A 17531-nucleotide genomic window follows, 5' to 3' on the forward strand; every position below is an offset into this window, starting at 1 on the left:
CCATCACGCCACGATCTTGCCCACACCTCCCTCAAGATCCAAGTGAGACACGCTCTTAGTGGTACTTCTCATCCTGCCGCCGAAAGACCCGTCCCCTCACCTCAGGCCCTCACCCACGTCACCAACGTCACGACCCGCAACACCTAGTCACCGGTTGCCCCTCGGACGGAGCTGCGGGTGCCGGAGGTACTGAGGCTGGAGGCGCTGACGGTGGTGTGATCGGTTCGGCGGGCGCGACTGGTGGTGTGCTGGGTAGCCGAAGGACCCAGCCGGGCCGGATCAGATCCGGGTCGCGGAGCGCCCGGCCGTCGGGTTGTGGTTTGCCCCTGTTCGCTTCGAAGATCTCCGGCCACCGGGCGCCGTCACCGAGTTCACGTCGGGCGATGCGCCACAGGCCGTCGTGCACGCCGTGCTCCGGAAGGCGAACGACAACCTCGGCAGGTTGGCGTGGACTCTCCTCCATCCTTGCCAGAGCAGGAGTTGAGAACGACATCTCGTTGATCGCCACGGTCGATGGCGGTGAGGAACGGCTGAGCAGCCCTGCGACAACAGTCGCGACGAGTACGGCGGCGAGGGCGTGCAGGGGGCCGGCAGCGACGGGATGGACGCCCCGGACCGCGTCGAGTAGGCAGCGGAGCGTGTCGACGGTAAAGACGAGCCAGAGCAACCACGCAAAACACGCGAGGACGTCGAGCAGGAGCGTCACCGACAGCGGATTCAGCAGCGCCGCCTTCAGTTCGTCGAGGGTCGGGACGTGATCGGGTAATGGCCACCCGATGTAGTGGCACAGTCCCCAGGGAACTCCGACGAGGAGTAGCGCGAGCAGGGCGAACGCACAAGACGCACCGGCGAGACGCAGGAGGCGTGGCAGAGTGATCACGGTGCCGCTCCAGGAGTTTGCTCCGGCTCGGCGCGCCCGCTGCCGGTGACCGTGAAGCCGCGCACCCCCACCAGGCCCAGGAGCTGCGTCGAGGACTGGGCGGTCACGAACACGGTGACCGTGTTGCCCGAGACCGTCACCGTGCCGTTCGCGCCGGCAGCGCGCAGGTACTGGTAGGCAGCAGCGGCAGCCGCGCTGGGCTGCAGCCTGGCCCCGCGGCCGGCTCGGTAAGCCTGGAGGTCCAGCTCCTGCGCTCCGGCACGTGCTGCTTCTTCGGCCTGGCCGATCGCACGGGCTTTCGTGGAGAGCGCCAGTCCCCCGTCGAGCACGAGTCCGGCAAGGATCAGGCATGCGGTCACGATGATGACGACGAACGCGGTCACCGAACCTGCGTCATCTCGGAACCAGTGCTTCGCTCTGCCTGTCATGGCTCATTCGCCCCTCGGCCGTCCCCACGCCACCTGTCGACCACCGAACTCGCGGTAGCGCTGACGACCGGCGCTCCCGGAACCCTGAGCAGCGCCAAGTCGGCGTTGTCGACGCGGCAGCTCACCGTCACGGTCACGGTGCTGCCGGGCAGCACCGATCCGGCTTGGGTCTCGACACTCAAGCCGCGGCACGTCACACCTGCCTGCAACAACGCGGCTTCGGCCGTTGCCCGCGCATTTCGGGTAGCTTCCGATTCGTTTCGGGCGATGGTCGCTGCGCGCGCTGCTTGATGCGTGGCGTCGTTGACGCTTACCCGCAAGGTTGCCGCCCGCCCGCAGTACACGACGAAGAGCAGGAGCAGTATCAACGCGGGTGTGAGAAGGGTCAGCTCGACGGTCGCCGAGCCTCGATCGTCGCGAGGCAGGAGGCTTCTCATCGCTCTTGACCCGCGGGCTGGAAGCGCTCCGTGACACCGACAGCTCGCCCGCTCACCGTGAGGTGCAGGAACGGAACGATGCTCACGACTTCCCCTCGAACGTCTACTGTGGACATGGAGGCGGTGCGACTCAGCGAGACAGTGGGCTCTTTCAGTGGACCAGATCCCAGCTGGCTCAACACGTCCACAGCTTCCTCCTTGCCGGCGGCCGTGCTGCCGCCGACGACACGCAGGGCGGCCAAGCCTTGCGTCGCCGCTGTTTGGGCGACGTGCTGTGCGTGAAGCGCAAGGGCGAACTGCGTGATGAGCAGGACCAGCAGCATGAGCAGCGGGGTGGTCACGACCACCTCGACGCTCGCCGAGCCCCTCTCGTCCGCAAGGAGGCGACGCACGGCTACTGCAAGTCGATGCTCTGGGCCTTGGCGATGATCTTGGCCACGATGATGCCCAAGACCGTCAACGCGGCCGCGGCGAGCACGGCGATGCGGATGACCTCCTCCGCGGTGCTTCCTCGTTCGTCGGCCTTCAGCCTCTGCGTCTGTGCGCGGGCGATGAGCAACAGTGTCTGGATCTGCGCGAGCATGGAGCTTTCCTCTCTACAAGGACTGAAAAACGTGCGCTGCGGCCGGATAGCCGATGAAAAGGAGGAAACCCGTCATCAGGCAGATCACCGGGAGGCTCATGCGCTCGGTCGCGGCTTGCGCCTTGCCGAGCGACTCGGCAAGGTCACGCGCGCGCATCGCGCTGGCCTTCGCCGCCAAGCTCGCTCGCACCGGTGCGCCTTCCGTTCCGGCGAGCGAGACCGACGCTGCCAGCTCGACCAACTCCGGCACCCCGAGTTCCTCCCCCAGCTGCCGCAAGGTCGTCCACGGAGTACCGCGGGTCAGCTGCGCGATGTTCAGCGCCCGCCGGATGTGGCCGAAGGCCCAGCCCTGCCCGATGGCCACGGAGTGGTTGAGAGCGGCGTCGACCCCGGCGCCACCCGCGAGCGAGACGCGAACGAGATCGAGGTAGGCAGCCAGGGCATGCCGGAACGCGGCCCGCTTCCGGGCGGCCTGATGCCGTACGTCCGCATCCGGCCACCAGAACCCGCCGACCGCACAGAGCGCTCCGGCGGCCAGCGGGAGCTGCCAAGGCAACGCGAGTCCCGCGACAAGGAGCACGGCTTGCACGGCGGTCGGCAGCAAGAGCCCGACGACGCAGAGGGTGGCTTTTTCGGCGAGTAGCACGTCGATCGGGCGCCCGATCACCTGGAGATCCCGGATGGTGCGCGGGGTCGGCAGGCCGAGTGCACGCAGGCCCTTGGCCGCCGGCCGTCCCCACCGTGCGGCCCATCCGCGCTGGTCCTGCACAGGCAGAACCGGTTCGGGAGCTGACGGTGGCTCGAGAACCGCGCGGAGGTGGGACAGCGGAGGGAGCGGGGGCCGCGCGTAGAGCACCAACGCCCAGAGGCCCGCGCCCATCCCTACCCCGAGCAGAAGCGCGGCGAGGATCATGTCAGCGCCTCCCGGTCGTGTACGAACTGGGTCAGGAAGCGTTCGGGCACTTCGTGTTCGGCGATGCGACGGAGCCACCAGAACCCGAATCCGAAGAGCCCACCGACCAACAGCAGGACCAGCTGACCTACGGCGTCATCGAACGGCTGGAGGTAGCCCCGGTTGAAGATCACCAGCCCGAGGGCGAACGTGAGGGTCGTACCGACTATCACCCGGACACCAGCACGGGTCCGGGCCCGGTCTGCTTCGATCCGGAGACGGGTGGTCACCTGTTCACGGGCTTCGGCGGCGAGCTCGCTGAGCAGGTCCGCGAGCTGCCGGGTCTGCTGCTCGCTGGCCAGGACCAACGCGGCCACCACCAGGTCCGCGGTCGGATCGTGGAGGTCGTCCGCGAGGTCGCGCAGCGCCGGAGTGAGGTGGTCGCCGCGCTCGATGCGGAGCGCCACTTCACGCACGATCGGTCGTACTGCCTCCGGGGCTGTGGAGGCCGTGGCCACGATGGCTTGTTCCAGGCCCGCGGCCGCGGTCAAGGTGTCTCTGAGCATCTCGGCCCAGCCGGCGATGCCTTCTATGCGAGCGGCCTGATGCGCGTGTTCGACGTCGCGGCCGAGCAAGCGCGGCAGCGACAGGACCGCGACGGCGACCAGGACTCCGCCCACCAGCCACCCCGTGAGCCACGCGGCCCCGATGCCGGCAACCAGTGCGACGGCGGCTCGTCGCGACGAGACCATCGCGCGGAATCGTGCCCACTGCCTACTCGGCGCGGGGGCTGCCGACACCTCGCGTCGGCGCAGCCCAGCCGCGATCAGAATCAGGCCGAGCGCGAAACCTGCGCCGCAGGCACCGGCCGTGAGGCTCGTGACGGTCATGCTCGCCACCACCCGTCGGCGCGTTCGAGGAACCGCGGTTCGAATCCGGCTTCGATCAGTCGCTCGGTGGTGGCCGTCCGCAGCGGCACGCCCGGCACGGCCCTGCCATCGAGGCCGGGGCGGAAGATCTCGTTGGTGATCACCGCTTGGCCGTCCGCGTCGACGACCTCGCGGATCGACGAGACCACCCGTGTGCGGTCATCGCGTGCTTCGGCAAGGTGCAGCACCAGGTGGACCGACGACGCGACCAACCGGTTCGTCGCCTCGACGGAGAGCTTCTCGGCACTCTGCGCCGCATACGACGCGAGGCGGTGGAACGCGACCCGCGTGTCGGAGGCGTGCAAGGTACCCATGCTGCCGTCGTTGCCCTGGGACATCGCCAGGCACATGGGCACGACCTCGGGACCGCGGACCTCTCCGACGATGACCCGGTCGGGAGACATCCTGAGTGCCCACCGCACGAGTTCCGCCTGGCTGATGCCGCCTCTGCCCTCGATGTTGGGTTGCCGGCTCTGCATCGCGACCACATCCGGATGCGCGGGATCCTGGTCGAGCCCGAGTTCGAGAACGTCCTCGATGGTCACCAACCGTTCGTGGGGCGGGATCTCCGAGGCCAGGGCGCGCAACATGGTCGTCTTGCCGATCGACGTTCCGCCACAGATGAGGACGTTCAACCGTGCACGCACCACCGCGCCGAGCAGGGATTCCAAGGCCGCGTCGATCGTGCCGAGCTCACGGAGCCGGGCCAGGGTGATCGTGCGGTGGCGGTGACGGCGGATCGAGATGGACGGCCGCCCGGTGACAGCCATCACCGCGAAGAGGCGGGAACCGTCCGGCAACTGCACGCTCACGGCGGGAGAACCGCGGTCGAACCGGCGTTCCTCGACGCTCGCCCTCGCCGCGATCGAACGGACGAGATCGACCAGTTCGGAATCGGACGCGGCGACCGGCCCGACTCGGACGCGTTCCCCGTCCGAGTACCGGACGAAGACGTTGTCGCAGCCGTTGACGTTGATGTTCTCGATACGTTCGTCGGCGAGCAACGGCTCCAGTCCCCCGAAGCCGAACATGTCATCCAGCACCGCCGTGAGGAGCTTGGCCTCATCCTCATCCGACAAGAGGCCAGGCCCACCGGGATGCGCAAGCTGATAGGCGGCGTAGGCGTTCGCGGCATCCGCTGCCAGCCGTTCCGCCAGCGCACGGCGCCCGCGGTAGTCCATCGGAGGCCGGTTCGCTGTCTCGTCGTCGCGGATTCGCTGCGTCAGCCCAGCTGAGACCGCGCGGCGTACCTGCTCGCGCAAGGCGGCAGCAGCAGGATGCTCGTCCTTCAGGGCGGAGACGGCCGTCATCGCGGGCCGCCTCCGTTCGAACTCAGGACGGAGCTGGGCACCGGCCAGGCACCTTTCTGACCGTTCGCCTGCGCCATTCGCGCCTCGACCTCGCGGTGCAGAACTCCGGCCAACGCGGCAACGGCCCGTCCCAACCGTGAGCGATCCGGGCCCGGCCCCGGTGCGGAGCCGCACATCGTCCGGGCACCGCGAGGATCGTCCGGCAGCACGCCCAGTACGGGTATGCGCAGCTCCCTTTCGATCTCGGCCCTGGGGTAGCCGGAGCCGATCAGCACGAGGGCAGGTGCGGCGGTCCAGACCGGCACCATCGGCAACAAACCCATCAGATGGGACAGCTCATCCGCCCTTGGCCTCGCCAGCATCAGCACCGCATTCGCACTCCGGACCAGGGGCAGCGCCGGCGAGGTCCGGTCCAGCCGACCCACATCGACCACCACGTTCAGGTTCGGATCACGCGCCGCTGGCTGGAGCGCGGCGATCCCGCGTGACGCGAGCACATCCAGTGCCCCTCGTGCTTGCTCGGCCGTGACCGGACCCGGCACGACACGCAGACCCCCGGGAAGTTGCTGGCTATGTGTGAGAAGCAGGCCTGGAGCCGGATCGTGTCGTGCCGCGGCCGCGAGGGACACCAGACCTGGGTGCGCGCTGAGCCTGAAGCGGGCGACGAGGTCCCCGCCCGACGGATCGGCCTCGACCATCACGGCTTCCGCCGTTGGCCAGCGTGCCGCCAATGCCAGCGCGGTAACCGTGACGCCTGGCGATGCCTTCGCGGAGCACACGGTGATCAGCATCAGCGGCCTCCGATGGGCAAGGCGACCAGGGAGACCTCCCCGGCCGGCAGCGCGGCCACCTGGAGAGCCGAGGCGACCGGCATCTGCAGCGCGACGACGCTCGCCTGATCGCTGGTCGAAGGTTCCACGGTCACGACGGTGGCGGGCCACGGGCCGCCGGAGGACGGCTGGCCAGATCCGTTCGTCCCAGCGGACAAGATCACCGACACAGGAGCACCGCTGTTCAGCTGGGGCGGGTACTGCCCCGGCTTGACGAACACCGCGACCAGTGCCTGACCCGGCTCGGGAAGCTGAGCGGCACCGAAAGCCTTGGAAGACAACAACGTTCCTGCAGGCAGGGAATAAGCGAGCGGCTGCCCGAGCACAGCCGCCTCCCGATCCGCCGGGACGACATCCATGTCCGCGTCGACGCTCACGGAGACCTGGCGAACGTCCTGTGCGTGGAGCAGGTCGCCGACCGCAACGTCGTGCACAAGGGCCAGTACGGACTGCCGGTGACCGCCTTCCAACACCGTGATCACCGCACCGCCGGCACAAAGGACCACGAGCAGCGCGCCGAGCACCAGGTACGGCACTCGTCTGCGCCGGACTCCGGTCAGTCGCGATGGCGAGGCGGCCTTGCCGCGAACCCACAGTCGACTGGACGACAGAGGATCCTGCGCTGGGCTTTGCGTGGAAAACGGTGCCGACATCTGCGCACCTCTAGTTCCTGTTCAGTGCTTGTGATTCCAGCACGACGAAAGAGCTCGTTCCTGCCGTGGTGAGCCCGGGGAACGTGCCACCCTGTCCGGCACCGCTCCAGGTCACGCTCCAATGAACTGTGGCAGAAACGGGGAAAGCGTTGCCCGGTCTCCCCAAGGACGATCGTTTGTAGGTGTGGCCGCAGTCCGGGGACGACGCCACTGGATCGCCGCCGCTGGGGAACGGGGTGCCCGCACCACGACAGGTCACGCTGGTCCCGTCGCCGAGATTCCACGTCACAGTCTGCGGAGTCGCGGTGGCCGTCACCGAGACTCCGGGAACCGACGCCGTTGCCGATTGCGGACCGAAAGTGCTCCCGTCGATCCACAGCCAGGTCGGCAGATTGACCAATTGGTCCCCCACGGGATTCGCCCGTATCCCCGGAGACGGGAGTCGAAGCTGGTTGTACGCCTGTTGCGCCAGCTCTTGAGGCGATGGGAGGGCAGGAGCACCGGGCGCCTGCCCGTCCGGAATCCAGACCGGCAGCCGATACAGCGCGTCGGCGGTTCCCGGGCCGGAGCACCTCCACACGTACCACGCTCCTCCTGGCTGGCCTCCCTGCTGAATGAACTGCGCTGCAGCAGGGCGGTATGCGACAAGGGTTGTGCCGCCAGAACCCGGATTCGGCCGGTGGGACACGTTGGTGGTGCCCGACGCGGGAGGCTGGTAGTCACTCCGTACGTAGCTGCAGTCCGCCGCATCCTTCGGGGCGTCGGTTATCCGGTCGCCGGGCTGCGGGCTCTCCGCGTCGTTACCGTGGTTTCCTTGTGTCCCCGAGTGATTCGGGCGGGCGGGCCGCTCCGGCCCAGAGGATCCCCCTTCGCCGGCACCGAGTTGACAACCGGTGTACGAGGTCTGTCCGCAATCGACGTTCCCCCATGGATCTGCGGCGTAAGCCGCGCCAGCAGCGGTCAGAACGACAGCGGAGGCCAGGCTCGCGATGGTCAGAAGCTTCGTCAACATGAGCCGAGCCCCTCTACCGCGAACTGCTCGACCTTCCAAGTGGCGTCGGCCTGCTTCTTGACCTCCGCGTAGATGCGCCTGTGGCCGCCTGGCGAGTTGTCGACGAGTTCGTTCGTGCCTTCCTTGTACTGCAACCAGTTCGTGGAGTCACCGCAGTCGCTGAGGCGGATCGTCGTCGGCGCGTCCGGCGGATCCACGGCCGTCACAGCCGGGTTGTTCCGCGGAGCTCCCTTGCTCACGACGTGGTTGAAATGGTCGGCGTAGAGACTGCGAGTGATTGTGGTCAAGGCGTTTCCGGTGGCGTAACGGGCCAGTTCCGGCGCCTGCCAGTCCGATGTCTCTCCGGCGCGCGCCATCGCTTGCCACATCTGCACATAGCTTGCGCTCGCCTGTTGGACCGCCTCCTGCGCGGGTGAGATCGTCGTCGGTGGCGGAGCAGCTGCGGAGACGGTGGTAGCGGTTGAAGGCGGCGGTGTTGACCCGTTGCCAGTACACGAAGTGACAGCCACTCCGAATAGGACGAGTACGCAGGTTCTTCGAAAGAAGACTGCTCGCCGTCCGTCTGCCTTCACGTTCCTGTCCCTCCCCGTCTTGTGCCGCGCCCCGACGCGGTCTATAACGTGTACCTCTCACCCCCGTGGTCACCTCAACCGGACCACGAGCATTTCAAGGAAAAACCGGGACGAATCCGCGTAAATCACTCGTTCGGCCGAGCTTTCGTAGATCGAGATGACTTCATAGTCACTCTGTGGAATCACGCTGGAGGAAGCAACGAATACAGGCACATTCGTTCTGTTCTGGGTGACAGCAGGCGCGGTTGCCACTCTGGCCGTCATGGCTGCAGTTCGCCATCGCGAGCGCGCCATCAAGGCGGGGCACGTGCTTCTGGTCGTCAGCCTTGTCTCCGCCACCATCGCGCTATTGACAGTCCGTTGTGGACTCAGTCCGACGCTCTGCGTACCCAGCTCGTTCCTCGCGACTGCCGTACCACTGACGGTCCTCGACGCGAAGACGCGCCGACTGCCCAACTGGCTCCTCGGTATCGGCTACGGCCTACTGCTCGCCGCGGCAGCGGCCGCCGGAAGCGCAAGCCGCGACTTCGTTTCTCCTCTGTGAGCGGTCACCGGAGCCGCAGCGCTGACCGCCTTCTTCGTTGCCCTCTACCTTCTGGCAGGCGACGACATCGGCGGCGGAGACGTGAAGCTCGCCGGCCAGCTCGGATTCGTGCTCGCGTGGCACGGATGGCCCACCCTGCTGGTCGGCACCATCACCGGCTGGGCGCTCGCCGCAGTAGGCGCCGCGGTAGTGCGCGCTCGCGGATCTCAGGGAGTGGTGCTTCCACTTGCGCCCTATCTCGTCGCCGGAGTGATCGTCGCACTGGCCGGTGCTCCTTGATGTCAACCCGTCGCGCTGATCCGGCGACGGAACCTCGTCGCGTCGCCAGCGTCACCGCAGCGCGAGCAGCGATAGGTGCCGTGTGCCGGCCGGACGCAAAATGCCTGCGACCGGTAGAACGGGCACCTGCCCAGCACCGAGCGGCCTCAGCATGGTGTGCTGTCGGACCAGCCCAACCAGATCGTCCTCGCCCGCGGCTCGATGGATCCGAGCGCGGTAATGGCCATATCGGCACATTGGCGCCGACAACGAGGCTTCGAGCGGGGCGTCGCCCTTAACGTGCGTACTCGATCGCACACCTTCGACGGTCCGTGCAACACGTCCACTTACGCCAGGACCAGCCCGTCCAGCGTCTCGGGACTTCGGTGTCGCGGTCGGTGCTGGAGGTCCAGCGGCGCAGCACCTCGACGATCTGGTCGCGGGCCTCGACATGGACCTGTTCCACTGCACCCCAGCTACTCCAGCGCCTCATCGGTCAACGGCCGGGCGAGCGACACGGTGGAGCCGGCGCCCTCGCGCTTACCGTCGCCGCCGGCGAGCCAGCCGCGATTCTCGCGGTCCACGATCCGGGAGTGATGCTGGCGCTGCGCCGCCGCCATGTTGTCCTCAGGCACGAGGGCCGGAGACGAGGTGGTCAGCTTCGCGTCTGCTTCGGCGTAGCTAATCCCCCTGCCCGAGGGCGAGGGCACGGGCTTTCGCGCAGCGGCTGGTACTGGTCTTCGGCATCATCGTCCGTTCCGGCTCCCACGCCACCGGCCTCGACGGCATCGCACAGGCCGAACTCCCGCGGGTCATGAGGAACCTTGGCCGACGGAGGAGCGATCAGGACTTTCAGCTCGCGGACACGCTGATCGCCCGCGTGCCGCCTTACTCGGCTTTGTGCAGCAGGTGCTCGGGCTTGAACTCCGCGACGTAGAGCCGCCCGAAGTCGATCCAGTCGGAAGCGGACGCGCGGTCGTCCGCGAGCTCGTCCAGGCAGTCGTCGATGTCCCAGCCTTCGATCACCCTGTAAGGCGTGAGCCACGGGCCGCTCGTGTCCCAGGCGGCGTAGACGCCTTTCCGGTTTGCCGATCGCCGCACCCCGAGCCAGAACAGGTTGCCCGCCGCGATTCCGGTGATCGCGGGAAACTCTGTGGTCCGGTCCCACAGTCGCCATGCGCGGTTGAAGGCGAACTCGACGTCGGATTTCCCGCTCGTCACCCCGTCGACGTCCTGCGCGAGCACTCCCAGGGCCACACCCTGCACGACGTGCTTGACCTGATGATCTTTTGTATCCACAGTGGCGAGCGTACCCACGGTGCCGCGGCGTGGATGTCGCCCGGTCCGACTCCGCGGAAGGATCGCTTCCCGGGTGCAGGGGATTCGAGGAAGCACACTGAGTTTGCTTCCAGCAAAGAGACTGTCCGGATTTTCCCCCGGTTGGTCGTAGCGACAATCGATGGAACTCTTGCAATATCGAAGGGTTCGTGGATCTCTATCCAGCCGCGAACAACCTGGGGATGCAGGGCGGCGAACGGGGACGCCCACCTGCTTTCACCTGATCACTCATGCGTAATCAACTATTTCGCACTGCTCGCAAGCGGAGGCACGACCATGCACAAAATCGCAAGAATATTGACCGGCTTCAGTTTGGGGGTACTGGTTTGCTCATTCTTCTCGACCGGAGCCGCTGACGCCGCCACGAAGCAACAGCCGGTTTTGCACGTGGAGGCCGGTTCAGTTCAGTATGACTACGGCAATGGGAAGGTGACCGGCTGGGTCTCCCAGAAGTACCTGGACGCGCACCAAGGAAAAATTGCCAACAGTGACGTTCGGCCAATGAGTGCCACACAATGCAGTGGCAATGTGTGCGCCATCGTGGAAGGTGAAAGCGTCGTTGTCAGTACCTGGGGTACCCAGGCGTACGGCAACGTAGGGTGCACCGAGGCCTACTACGACTACGCTCCCCCGGGCGGCCCTCACGGCTACCAGACAGGGCCAACCATCTGTCCCGACACCCCTGACTGGGGCGTCTACTACGACTACACTGGACCGACGGGGTACTTCCCCAACCAGAGCGCCTTGTGCAATACCTGGGACCTGGTTTCAGGTAGGCCCTGCGTGATTATCGTCCAGTAATCCAGATGCGGGCCTGGCCACGGCGTCACAGGGCGGAAGCACCACCTGACTGCCAACCGTGGCCAGACCCGCCGACTGTGTCCGGTAGAGGAACACGATTCTCGGTAGACCACTCCGTCCCGTTCTCCGAAACGGCCCGCATCCCAGCCAGTGGATCATTCACGGGAAGAATCGCGGCAGCGAAACGCAGCCCGAACCGGGCGACAACCGGCGATATACACAACGGCACTTCACGTCCGCTCGCCAACACCGCGATAACACTAGTGACCCCGGGGGCGGTGCGTGCTACGACATTCGGCGGACAATTCGTGCTCGTTCCGTAGGCGTAGTTGACAGCATCCGCTCCATGAAGCGCTGGTCCACCGAAACCGCCAGCGCTACGGGCCGAACCTCGTTCGTAATGCAGCGTCGTCATCAGGTCGTCGTCGCGCTCCTGCCACGCGAGAACGCGCCATGTTCCGCCGTCCGACTCGCGGCCGGTCAGCACCTCAGTTCGCGAATCACCGTCGTTGTTCATCCATTCATCTTGCCGCACACTCACCGGAGTGTCATGCGTCGTCGCGGGTTACGGCGCGGTCGAGAGCGGTGGCCAGCTGCCAGCCTGAGCACATTCGGTCACCGTTTCCCGTCGCAGCGCCGCCACTGCGGCCTCGTGCGCGGCGTGCAGGGCAGGGAGGGCAGGTCGTGGCGGGCGCGTGGCGCCTTTCAGTCCGCGGCGACGGTCTCGCGTAGGTCAGTTTCCAGCGGGCTCACGCGCTCATGGGCGGTCTCGACGTCGAGCGGCTCGTCCAGCGCGATCAGGTCGCACTGCGGCGGAGCCCCGGCAACTTCATCTCCTCGCCGATCACACGCATGATCTCGCGGGATTCGACCTCGTCCGGCGCTTGTTCGTAGGCCTCTTCGAAGCTGATCTTGGCGGTCTCAACGGTGTGCCGCTTGTCGATCAAGGTGCCGGTGAGCGCAGTCTCCTGCCACACGAGGTCCGGCAGACGGTCCGAGGGAAAGGTGAGGATCTCGACTGGTCCGCGAAGCAAGGGATGCGCACCCCTCGCGAAGGGCCACACGCGGATCTTCACGTTGCGTCCCTCGGCGCCGACGTCGAGAAGGTGCTCGATCTGACGCGCCATGATCGCTGGCCCGCCGACCTGCTGCCGAAGAGCTCCCTCAGCCAGCAGGACAGACAGCTGGAGCGGGTCGTCGCCGCTCAGGCGGCCCTGGCGTACAAGACGGCTTTCCACCCGCGGTCCGACTTCGACAGCCGGGATGTAAGGACTGGCAGCCCGGACGGTCGCACGCGCGTAATCCGCGATCTGGAGTAGCTCCGGGACGACCTCGCCGCTGTACGCACGGATCGCGCTCGCGCCTGCTTCGAGGCCGATGAACCGCAGGAACTCGTCGGAGTAGAAGTCGCGGTAGTCGTGCCACCACGAACGCTGGTCCGCCTGTTCGCGCAACTCCTCGAGTTCGGCTCGTTCCCCAGCCGACAGCTCGTACAGGTCAGCCAGCTCCGCCAGCTTGTCCTGCGAGATGCGGCGTCGTCCCGCCTCCATCATCGAAAAGTTCGGCGCGACCACACCCACCGTCTTCGCCGCGGCAGCGGCTTTCAAGCCGAGTTGCATCCGATGCTCGCGCAGCCGGACGCCGAGCTCCCACGCTTGCACAGTGCTCGACAGCGGCGGCTGAGCACACATCGCTCGCGAAGTCCTCCCGGTGTCGATCGCCGTCAGCCATTTAAACATGGCTGACGGCGATCATACACACGATTACCTGGAAAATCTCGATCAGACGTCGGACTTCGCTTGATAATTATCAAGCATGCTCGTACATTATCGGCATCACGGTAGTCATCAGGACAGATGGAGGTGCACCCTCTTGCAAAACCACGTGGACGAGCGTCTTCTCGAGACCGCGACGAGCCAGGAGGAACTGCATGCACTCCCTCGAGAGCGCACGAGTGACGGTCAAACCGAGGGCCACGGCAGGCCCGCTTTGGATGCCGCGGCACCGGGCTACCTGTACGAAGCAGTTGCCGAACATCTCGCGGCGCGAATTTTGGCTGGCGAACTTCCGCCGAACACCACTTTACCCGCAGAAGGTGATCTGGCTTCGGAGTACGGCGTCTCATTGGGAACCGCACGGCACGCGACACAATTGCTCCGGGACCGCGGCCTCGTCGCAACGGTTAAATCAAAGGGAACGTATGTGTGCGACCTTCCTAATTCCCCGGATCTTCACGGCGGCCAGAGCCCTGCAGGGATAGCGGTTGACAGCGTAGATCTCCGCGGCAAATTGGCGAAGATCTTCGTTCAACGAACGAATACCGCGCGAGGCACGTTGGTACAGATGCACATTTGGGGCGGCAAAGCGGTGCTGACCGATACCGTTCTAGACAAACTCAAGGACACCTACCGCCAGCTCACGGCCGAGTCTGCGCCGGCAGAGCGTCAGATCGAAGTGTGCTCGCCATGACGACACCCAAGGTGTACTGGGTATCACCATTACACGGCAACTGGGACGTCAAGAACGACGCGAAACTGCTGTCACACTACCGAACCAAACGGGAAGCCGTCCGCGCCGGGGCCTACTATGCGAAAGCAGACCGGCCGAGCGCGCTGAAGATCCAGCGACGAGACGGATCAATCGAGAGCACACGTTACTACTCGTCACGCCGACACCGCACTATTAGCGCGACAGGAGGTGCGGCGCCATGATCATGGCTAAAGGCTTCGATCCCACCAAGCATGATCACCTCTACAAGATGTTGGCTAATCATCTTTCGGATCGGATCGAGAGCGGCGAACTACCTGAAAACCGGCCACCACCTTCCAAGTGCCGCCTGGCCTACGAGTACGAAGTCAGTATCGGGACCGTGCGACACGCGATCCGCATACTTCGTGATCGCGGGTTGATCATACCGGTCCCAGGGAAGGGATTCCAGGTAAGGACGCGGCAAAAATTTGGAGCCAACGGATAACCAGGAAGGATCCTGATCAACAGATGAGCGACACAGCAGAATACTACAAGAAGCTGTACAGACGGGCCACAAGTCTCGCCCAGAAGCTCGACAAGGTCATCCTCGCTCTGGTTGTGGCCAACATCGACCTACAGGAAATAGAGAAAGGCGACATCGGTGAGCAATGCGAGATGGGCGAGACATACATAGCGGACCTGAAGCGATGCATCGGCGACGCTGCTTTCTACACGCGGTTCGGTGAGCACATCAACAACGCACACCTCAGCGACGTCACCGAGGAACTAAGGAATCTTGGCATCGATATCCGATCTATCGATCCCGGGCCTGATCGCGAAAGCAAGAGGACCGTCGACCTGAATGAAAGAGGTAAACCGTAGCCCGATCATCCCATGCAGGCAAAACCAGAGGAATAGCAATGGCCACAGAAGCGCCAACCGAGGGTTGCTCAAGCCAGACCGACGCTCCCACTCGGCAGGACATCAAACGTGCGCGCATCCGCACCCGGCGTCTACTTCAACAGCTTGCGGCAGTAAGGGAGATTATCAAGGGAATCGCAAAAGAAGCAGATACCTTCAAGGTAGACACCCCAGAGTTATTTTACCTGAAGGAGGAGGAGCATTTTGAACTACAGAACAGGTTGACGACAGCAGGCCGAGAGGTGACCAAAACACAAACCATAATCAAGGCTTACTTGTTCGACCTCAGAGAGCTGAAATGGAAACATCAGGATTGAGAATCGCCCCGACCGGGACCTCCTGAACGCTCCGGCGGCATCACGCCTCGGCGACCGCCGTGATGCCGTCGGAGCGTAAGTCGACGCAGCGGACCTCGGGGTTCAACAACGCAAGCCTGACCCTGAATTCGGAACGATCACCGCTGAGGACCAGGCGCACCAGCTGAACTGCCTTCCCGCCAAGGAAGTTGCCCTTCGAACCACGCACGCAGATCGTCGAGGGTCGGTCCAACTTTCTGGCCGGCCAGGTTGTCGACGTACGCCTGGCGGAGGGGGAGCTGACCTGACCGCTCCTCATTCGCGGGCGGCAGGTGCGCGTCGTGCAGCCACTGCACTCCTCCGAAATGGTCGAACGCCAACGGGAGAATTGGGAACTTCATCGCGCCCTTGGGTTCCATGAGCGCGAGCAACTGGTGCACTTCGCGATGGGTGGCGTAACGAGCGCCATCCACGAGACCGGCAACCTGCACTCGTGCTGATTCGTAGCCGGCCAGGGGCGGTTGGGTGGGTACGAGCTTGCCGTTCCTTCTCTCGGGCATACCCCGGCAGAAGTCATCGAGCCCACGCGCCCACATCAGAAACTCGACAGCCGGGCCCCGGATGAGGTACGCGACCTCCTCACGTCCGTTGAGGTCGTCGAACTTCATGCCGTCGAGGCGGCTGAAGACGTCCTGCCACCGGGCGTGCGCCAACTGCAGGACTCGCAGGGTGCCGCGCGCCTTGGGGTGGTCGAACGAGGTGCCCATCCCGTCCTGCGCTTTCAGTTGATGTTGTTGCGGCGTTCGAGGAGGACGGTGTCGTGCCAGGTGCCGTCGCGTTGGGCGATGCGTTCGCGGATGCCGACGGTGCGGTAGCCGGCGGAGTGGTGCAGGGCGAGGCTGGCGCGGTTTTCGGTGAAGATCGAGGTTTGCGCTGTCCAGTAGCCGGCTTCGTCGAGGGCGATGACTTGCTGCCGGATGAGGGCTTTGCCCACGCCCCGGCCGCGGTGGCCGTCGGCGACGTAGATCGAGGTTTCGGCGACGCCGGAGTAGCAGTCGCGGGTGGAGACGGGGGTCGCGGCGGCCCAGCCGACGATCTCGCCGTCGAGTTCGGCGACCCAGCGCTGGTCCGGGATCCATTTCGCGTCGAGGGTGGCGCGGCTGGGGACGGCGGTCTCGAAGGTGGCGGTCCCGGTGGCGATGCCTTCGCCGTAGATGCGGCGGACGGCGGGCCAGTCCTCGTCGTGCAGGGCGCGGACGGTGACGTCGGCGGGCACGTCCTCGGGGCAGCACGGACGCGGCGCGAGCAGGCCCATCACGGCGTCGGCGGCCTGCGGGAGACCGGCGCAGCAGGCCGCGTTCACGGTGACGATCGTGGCCGTGCCCTCCTTGCGCAGGTGCACGAAGCCGATGTCGGCGAGCTTGCGCACGTGGTGTGAGCAGGTCGACTGGCTGATCCCGAGCAGCTCGGTGAGGGCACCGACGGTGATCCCACGAGGTGCCGTGGCCACGGCATGCAGCAGCCGCACCCGGGTCGGTTCGGCGAGGCAGGCGAACCAGTCGGCGTAGGTGGCCGCTTCCTCATCCGGCAGGACCTGCGCCTGGGGCGCGGCAGTCGTGGTCATGGCCCGAGTGTATCGATCCGCGTCGATGGTTGCATCAATCGATCCCCGTCGATACAGTCTCTCGCATCGTTGCTCTATCGAGCTGGATCGATGAAAGGGGTCGGGATGAGCGAGCTGCCCGTCGTGGTGGTGGGGGCCGGGCCGATCGGGCTCGCGGCTGCCGCCGAGGTGCTGGAGCGTGGTCTGGAGCCGCTGGTGCTGGAGCGTGGGGCGCAGGCGGGTGCGTCGGTGGTGCAGTGGAACCACGTGCGCTTGTTCTCGCCGTGGTCGGAGTTGGTGGACCCGGCGGCCGGTCGTCTGTTGGAGGCCACGGGCTGGGAGCGTCCTGCGGGCGAGGGCTATCCGACGGGGCAGGAGTGGGTCTCGCGTTACCTGGCCCCGTTGGCGGCCGTGCTGGGGGAGCGGGTGCGGTTCGGCGCCGAGGTGGTGGGGGTGGCCCGCCGTGGCCGGGACCGGGTGGTCGACCACGGGCGGGAGACCGAGCCGCTGACGGTGCACGTCCGGCACGCCGATGGGCGCGAGGAGCTGATCACCGCGGGGCGGTGGTCGACGCCTCGGGGACGTGGACCACTCCGAATCCGCTGGGCCGCGACGGTCTGCCTGCCCTGGGCGAGCAGGCTGCTGCGGATCGCATCACCTACCAGATGCCCGACTTGCACGACCCGGTGTTGCGGGAGCGGTTCGCGGGTGTCGCGCGTCAGACTTTGTGGCTCAGGGGTTATGTAGGTTCCTGAGCAGGAGGTATGACGATGAG

Annotated in this window: 25 protein-coding genes and 1 pseudogene; 9 read left to right on the forward strand and 17 right to left on the reverse strand. The window is 65.9% G+C overall.

What is annotated here, in order from left to right:
• Window positions 1-127: 127 nt before the first annotated feature.
• The 11 genes from ABFX51_RS22735 to ABFX51_RS22785 form a co-directional block, all read right to left on the reverse strand.
• Window positions 128-880 (reverse strand): LysM peptidoglycan-binding domain-containing protein, encoded by a 753-nt coding sequence (locus ABFX51_RS22735; RefSeq protein ID WP_346054848.1) that lies wholly within the window; start codon window positions 878-880, stop codon window positions 128-130.
• A complete protein-coding gene (locus tag ABFX51_RS22740) occupies window positions 877-1263 on the reverse strand; it encodes a pilus assembly protein TadG-related protein (RefSeq protein ID WP_245783319.1) in 387 nt (128 codons plus the stop codon). The genes ABFX51_RS22735 and ABFX51_RS22740 overlap by 4 nt, the downstream gene beginning before the upstream one ends.
• 41 nt (window positions 1264-1304) lie before the next feature.
• Window positions 1305-1745: a TadE/TadG family type IV pilus assembly protein gene (locus ABFX51_RS22745; protein WP_091514066.1), complete on the reverse strand. Its 441-nt coding sequence runs from the start codon at window positions 1743-1745 to the stop codon at window positions 1305-1307.
• Window positions 1742-2137: a TadE/TadG family type IV pilus assembly protein gene (locus ABFX51_RS22750; RefSeq protein ID WP_281245235.1), complete on the reverse strand. Its 396-nt coding sequence runs from the start codon at window positions 2135-2137 to the stop codon at window positions 1742-1744. Before ABFX51_RS22750 ends, ABFX51_RS22745 begins: the two co-directional genes overlap by 4 nt.
• Window positions 2138-2139: 2 nt before the next feature.
• Complete coding sequence (locus ABFX51_RS22755) at window positions 2140-2328, reverse strand: hypothetical protein (RefSeq protein ID WP_091514068.1); 189 nt, start codon at window positions 2326-2328, stop codon at window positions 2140-2142.
• A gap of 13 nt (window positions 2329-2341) precedes the next feature.
• The gene (locus tag ABFX51_RS22760) at window positions 2342-3241 is read right to left on the reverse strand and encodes a secretion system protein (RefSeq protein ID WP_346054849.1); all 900 of its coding nucleotides are present in this window, start codon (window positions 3239-3241) and stop codon (window positions 2342-2344) included.
• Complete coding sequence (locus ABFX51_RS22765; RefSeq protein ID WP_346054850.1) at window positions 3238-4110, reverse strand: type II secretion system F family protein; 873 nt, start codon at window positions 4108-4110, stop codon at window positions 3238-3240. The genes ABFX51_RS22760 and ABFX51_RS22765 overlap by 4 nt, the downstream gene beginning before the upstream one ends.
• Entirely contained in the window at window positions 4107-5459 is a 1353-nt protein-coding gene (locus tag ABFX51_RS22770) for a TadA family conjugal transfer-associated ATPase (RefSeq protein ID WP_091514070.1), read from the reverse strand. The genes ABFX51_RS22765 and ABFX51_RS22770 overlap by 4 nt, the downstream gene beginning before the upstream one ends.
• Window positions 5456-6250: a CpaE/TadZ family protein gene (locus ABFX51_RS22775; protein ID WP_091514071.1), complete on the reverse strand. Its 795-nt coding sequence runs from the start codon at window positions 6248-6250 to the stop codon at window positions 5456-5458. Before ABFX51_RS22775 ends, ABFX51_RS22770 begins: the two co-directional genes overlap by 4 nt.
• Window positions 6250-6942 carry a flagellar biosynthesis protein FlgA gene (locus ABFX51_RS22780; protein ID WP_143249971.1) on the reverse strand — a complete coding sequence of 231 codons (693 nt, stop codon included), beginning with the start codon at window positions 6940-6942 and terminating at the stop codon, window positions 6250-6252. Before ABFX51_RS22780 ends, ABFX51_RS22775 begins: the two co-directional genes overlap by 1 nt.
• Window positions 6943-7947: 1005 nt before the next feature.
• Entirely contained in the window at window positions 7948-8322 is a 375-nt protein-coding gene (locus ABFX51_RS22785; protein WP_091514116.1) for a hypothetical protein, read from the reverse strand.
• 466 nt (window positions 8323-8788) lie between these two features.
• Between ABFX51_RS22785 and ABFX51_RS22790 the strand changes: the two genes are divergently transcribed.
• Entirely contained in the window at window positions 8789-9070 is a 282-nt protein-coding gene (locus ABFX51_RS22790; protein ID WP_346054852.1) for a hypothetical protein, read from the forward strand.
• Between the two features lie 81 nt (window positions 9071-9151).
• Window positions 9152-9349 (forward strand): hypothetical protein, encoded by a 198-nt coding sequence (locus ABFX51_RS22795; protein ID WP_346054853.1) that lies wholly within the window; start codon window positions 9152-9154, stop codon window positions 9347-9349.
• 2 nt (window positions 9350-9351) lie between these two features.
• On the opposite strand, the gene ABFX51_RS39665 is transcribed toward ABFX51_RS22795, so the two are convergent.
• The 3 genes from ABFX51_RS39665 to ABFX51_RS22805 form a co-directional block, all read right to left on the reverse strand.
• Window positions 9352-9486 carry a CHC2 zinc finger domain-containing protein gene (locus tag ABFX51_RS39665; RefSeq protein ID WP_091514078.1) on the reverse strand — a complete coding sequence of 45 codons (135 nt, stop codon included), beginning with the start codon at window positions 9484-9486 and terminating at the stop codon, window positions 9352-9354.
• A gap of 318 nt (window positions 9487-9804) precedes the next feature.
• Complete coding sequence (locus tag ABFX51_RS22800; protein WP_177228918.1) at window positions 9805-9963, reverse strand: hypothetical protein; 159 nt, start codon at window positions 9961-9963, stop codon at window positions 9805-9807.
• Between the two features lie 253 nt (window positions 9964-10216).
• Window positions 10217-10645, reverse strand: coding sequence for a hypothetical protein (locus ABFX51_RS22805; protein ID WP_346054854.1), 429 nt, complete (start codon window positions 10643-10645; stop codon window positions 10217-10219).
• A 297-nt stretch (window positions 10646-10942) separates the two neighbouring features.
• Here ABFX51_RS22805 and ABFX51_RS22810 point away from each other — a divergent pair, with 297 nt between their 5' ends.
• The gene (locus ABFX51_RS22810; protein WP_346054855.1) at window positions 10943-11467 is read left to right on the forward strand and encodes a hypothetical protein; all 525 of its coding nucleotides are present in this window, start codon (window positions 10943-10945) and stop codon (window positions 11465-11467) included.
• Window positions 11468-12264: 797 nt separating this feature from the next.
• On the opposite strand, the gene ABFX51_RS22815 is transcribed toward ABFX51_RS22810, so the two are convergent.
• Entirely contained in the window at window positions 12265-13206 is a 942-nt protein-coding gene (locus ABFX51_RS22815; protein ID WP_346054856.1) for a DUF5753 domain-containing protein, read from the reverse strand.
• 145 nt (window positions 13207-13351) lie between these two features.
• Here ABFX51_RS22815 and ABFX51_RS39670 point away from each other — a divergent pair, with 145 nt between their 5' ends.
• The 5 genes from ABFX51_RS39670 to ABFX51_RS22840 are packed head-to-tail and all read left to right on the forward strand — an operon-like array spanning window position 13352 to window position 15174.
• Entirely contained in the window at window positions 13352-13936 is a 585-nt protein-coding gene (locus ABFX51_RS39670) for a winged helix-turn-helix domain-containing protein (protein WP_428832494.1), read from the forward strand.
• Window positions 13933-14178 carry a DUF2188 domain-containing protein gene (locus ABFX51_RS22825; protein WP_346054857.1) on the forward strand — a complete coding sequence of 82 codons (246 nt, stop codon included), beginning with the start codon at window positions 13933-13935 and terminating at the stop codon, window positions 14176-14178. The genes ABFX51_RS39670 and ABFX51_RS22825 overlap by 4 nt, the downstream gene beginning before the upstream one ends.
• A 47-nt stretch (window positions 14179-14225) precedes the next feature.
• Window positions 14226-14441: a winged helix-turn-helix domain-containing protein gene (locus tag ABFX51_RS22830; protein ID WP_346054863.1), complete on the forward strand. Its 216-nt coding sequence runs from the start codon at window positions 14226-14228 to the stop codon at window positions 14439-14441.
• Window positions 14442-14464: 23 nt separating this feature from the next.
• Complete coding sequence (locus ABFX51_RS22835) at window positions 14465-14818, forward strand: hypothetical protein (protein ID WP_346054858.1); 354 nt, start codon at window positions 14465-14467, stop codon at window positions 14816-14818.
• Between the two features lie 38 nt (window positions 14819-14856).
• A complete protein-coding gene (locus ABFX51_RS22840) occupies window positions 14857-15174 on the forward strand; it encodes a hypothetical protein (RefSeq protein WP_346054860.1) in 318 nt (105 codons plus the stop codon).
• Window positions 15175-15311: 137 nt separating this feature from the next.
• Here the strand turns inward: ABFX51_RS22840 and ABFX51_RS22845 are convergent, their stop codons facing one another.
• Both ABFX51_RS22845 and ABFX51_RS22850 read right to left on the reverse strand, forming a co-directional pair.
• A complete protein-coding gene (locus tag ABFX51_RS22845; protein WP_346054861.1) occupies window positions 15312-15920 on the reverse strand; it encodes a hypothetical protein in 609 nt (202 codons plus the stop codon).
• Window positions 15921-15934: 14 nt separating this feature from the next.
• The gene (locus ABFX51_RS22850) at window positions 15935-16777 is read right to left on the reverse strand and encodes a helix-turn-helix domain-containing GNAT family N-acetyltransferase (RefSeq protein WP_346054862.1); all 843 of its coding nucleotides are present in this window, start codon (window positions 16775-16777) and stop codon (window positions 15935-15937) included.
• 105 nt (window positions 16778-16882) lie between these two features.
• On the opposite strand from ABFX51_RS22850, the pseudogene ABFX51_RS22855 reads away from it, so the two are divergent.
• Window positions 16883-17466: pseudogene (locus tag ABFX51_RS22855) on the forward strand (NAD(P)-binding domain-containing protein); the annotation flags it as partial.
• Between the last annotated feature and the right edge of the window lie 65 nt (window positions 17467-17531).

Origin of the sequence: Amycolatopsis dongchuanensis (assembly GCF_039542405.1) — a bacterium.
Taxonomy (GTDB): domain Bacteria; phylum Actinomycetota; class Actinomycetes; order Mycobacteriales; family Pseudonocardiaceae; genus Amycolatopsis_E; species Amycolatopsis_E sacchari.

Excerpts from the sequence above, each read along its gene's own strand:
- ABFX51_RS22780 (WP_143249971.1), bottom strand. The coding sequence starts at position 6,942 with ATGTCGGCACCGTTTTCCACGCAAAGCCCAGCGCAGGATCCTCTGTCG.
- ABFX51_RS22850 (WP_346054862.1), bottom strand. The coding sequence starts at position 16,777 with ATGACCACGACTGCCGCGCCCCAGGCGCAGGTCCTGCCGGATGAGGAA.
- ABFX51_RS22825 (WP_346054857.1), top strand. The coding sequence starts at position 13,933 with ATGACGACACCCAAGGTGTACTGGGTATCACCATTACACGGCAACTGG.
- ABFX51_RS22830 (WP_346054863.1), top strand. The coding sequence starts at position 14,226 with ATGTTGGCTAATCATCTTTCGGATCGGATCGAGAGCGGCGAACTACCT.
- ABFX51_RS22745 (WP_091514066.1), bottom strand. The coding sequence starts at position 1,745 with ATGAGAAGCCTCCTGCCTCGCGACGATCGAGGCTCGGCGACCGTCGAG.
- ABFX51_RS22785 (WP_091514116.1), bottom strand. The coding sequence starts at position 8,322 with ATGTGGCAAGCGATGGCGCGCGCCGGAGAGACATCGGACTGGCAGGCG.
- ABFX51_RS22760 (WP_346054849.1), bottom strand. The coding sequence starts at position 3,241 with ATGATCCTCGCCGCGCTTCTGCTCGGGGTAGGGATGGGCGCGGGCCTC.
- ABFX51_RS22790 (WP_346054852.1), top strand. The coding sequence starts at position 8,789 with ATGGCTGCAGTTCGCCATCGCGAGCGCGCCATCAAGGCGGGGCACGTG.
- ABFX51_RS22755 (WP_091514068.1), bottom strand. The coding sequence starts at position 2,328 with ATGCTCGCGCAGATCCAGACACTGTTGCTCATCGCCCGCGCACAGACG.
- ABFX51_RS22845 (WP_346054861.1), bottom strand. The coding sequence starts at position 15,920 with ATGGGCACCTCGTTCGACCACCCCAAGGCGCGCGGCACCCTGCGAGTC.
- ABFX51_RS22770 (WP_091514070.1), bottom strand. The coding sequence starts at position 5,459 with ATGACGGCCGTCTCCGCCCTGAAGGACGAGCATCCTGCTGCTGCCGCC.
- ABFX51_RS22765 (WP_346054850.1), bottom strand. The coding sequence starts at position 4,110 with ATGACCGTCACGAGCCTCACGGCCGGTGCCTGCGGCGCAGGTTTCGCG.
- ABFX51_RS22815 (WP_346054856.1), bottom strand. The coding sequence starts at position 13,206 with ATGTTTAAATGGCTGACGGCGATCGACACCGGGAGGACTTCGCGAGCG.
- ABFX51_RS22775 (WP_091514071.1), bottom strand. The coding sequence starts at position 6,250 with ATGCTGATCACCGTGTGCTCCGCGAAGGCATCGCCAGGCGTCACGGTT.
- ABFX51_RS22810 (WP_346054855.1), top strand. The coding sequence starts at position 10,943 with ATGCACAAAATCGCAAGAATATTGACCGGCTTCAGTTTGGGGGTACTG.
- ABFX51_RS22840 (WP_346054860.1), top strand. The coding sequence starts at position 14,857 with ATGGCCACAGAAGCGCCAACCGAGGGTTGCTCAAGCCAGACCGACGCT.
- ABFX51_RS22835 (WP_346054858.1), top strand. The coding sequence starts at position 14,465 with ATGAGCGACACAGCAGAATACTACAAGAAGCTGTACAGACGGGCCACA.